The following is a 1,631-nucleotide window of genomic DNA, read 5'->3' as shown; positions in this document are numbered from 1 at the left end:
TTATAGTTCATGACCGTACTGGTATGACTACTTCCTGAATAGCTCACCAAGTCTGAAACCTTGTCCTTGGTCGTGTTCAAGAGCTCAATCTCACTCTTTAGATTGTCACGTGAACTCTTCAAATCACTATGAAGGGTTGTAAACACCTGACCTGGTAACTTTGCATGATTGCTTGAATCAATCTGGTAGTAGCCATCCTTGTACAGTAGGAGGTTAGTTGAGTAGTCATTCATCAGGTTGACCAGAGTCTGAAGGAGAGTCCCATGCACCTCTACTAGGTAACGGCGCATACTCGAGACGGCCTGACCTTGGAGATTTTCACTTAATGTAAAAACAGGAACTTGATTACAACTAACAGTATATAAACAAGTTCCTCATAGACTATTTCAATGGCGATACATAATCATCTGGAAGCTTACCTCTCCAGTCAATCCATTTTTTTTCCGCAAGTGGAATTAATGTCTCGAGCTCTTCCTGAGTAAATAATTCCCAACTCTTAGGACTAGCTATCAAGGGAGTTAAGCCTTTTAATATAAATTGTTTCTCACTAGCTTTCTTTTCTTCTTCCGTTGGTGGCCAACGATCGTTCTCCGCTTTAAAATCAATTTCACGTGCCGTCCTCCTACCTAATAAATATTCGTTAAAATCAGAAGGATTAATCTCAAAGATACGACGAACTGAAGCTACTCCAAACTCTCCAAAAGTGTAGTATTTTCCTTCATGTGTTCGAAAATCATATCCCTTCGGTGACTCAATCTTATCAAAGGTATCAAATTCTTCCCATGTTATTTTAGTTAAACTCATTTTAGTCGCCTCCTAATTTTCTAATTGTAAATTCTCCCCACGGCACTTCATCAATAACTGCCTCTGGCATATTTCCTGGGAAGGTTTGTCCTCCTGGTTTCCAAAAATCATCAAAAGCAGACTCTTCATTTCCACTTGGGATTCTTGGATTTTTTATAGATTCTGGTGGAATTTCAATAGCTACAGGGGAAGAGCCTAGGTCTCCTCGATGAAGACCTAGTATATCTTCCAACAATTCAGGATCTCCCTTAGTCACTTTAATCAGCGTTTCACCAGCTTCTCTAGGCATAACAAAGGCAACATGATCTTTTTCATTACCAACTGCACCATTATTGTAACCACCTTCTTCTGGTGTGAATTTCTGAAATTTAATAGCACCATTTTCAAATTGCTGTTTATGTGCTTTTATGTATTCCGGAGTATACACATATTCTACATTCGGACGGTTATTTTTGGACATTGATAACACACTATCAAAAGAATAATCTGGTTGATATTCCACTTTAGGTGCGTTTTTAGAAATATTAAAAATTAATTCCCTTTCTTCAGGAGTTAATTTGTTAAAGACCTTCTCTAGATATCTTTCGCGAGTTGCAAAATCTTTAAAACCTGAACTCTCCCTCGCAAGTTTGCTTTCCTCTATATTCTTCAGGATTTGTTCTTTGTTATACTTCGGTGTTTCGACATCGTGCACCCCCTTCACCTTCGGAAGTTCCCGACTAACTAATGGGGATTTGTTTAAGCCTCGTTGGAGTTTCTCCTTCGCCAGATATTGGTCAAAGTTACTGGATTCCCTCGCAAGTTTACTTTCTTCTAGATTCTTCAGA

At 38.8% G+C, this 1,631-nt stretch carries 3 protein-coding genes; all 3 read right to left on the bottom strand.

From position 1 onward, the window contains the following. On the bottom strand, window positions 1-290 hold a 290-nt coding region (locus tag MK482_RS08965; RefSeq protein WP_268718539.1), incomplete at its 3' end, for a T7SS effector LXG polymorphic toxin. A gap of 91 nt (window positions 291-381) precedes the next feature. Then, on the bottom strand, window positions 382-804 hold the full coding sequence (locus tag MK482_RS08960; RefSeq protein ID WP_125416690.1) for a hypothetical protein: 423 nt from the start codon (window positions 802-804) through the stop codon (window positions 382-384). A gap of 1 nt (window position 805) precedes the next feature. After that, window positions 806-1,631 (bottom strand): hypothetical protein (locus MK482_RS08955; protein ID WP_268718538.1); only part of this gene is annotated, 826 nt, incomplete at its 5' end.

The organism is Streptococcus mitis, assembly GCF_026782865.1.
In the GTDB taxonomy this organism is placed as follows: Bacteria; Bacillota; Bacilli; order Lactobacillales; family Streptococcaceae; genus Streptococcus; species Streptococcus mitis_CG.
The sequence above is the reverse complement of the archived record's forward strand: the minus strand, read 5'-3'. Positions and strand labels throughout refer to the sequence as shown.

Coding starts and splice junctions, on each gene's coding strand:
- MK482_RS08960 (WP_125416690.1), bottom strand. CDS start 804: ATGAGTTTAACTAAAATAACATGGGAAGAATTTGATACCTTTGATAAG.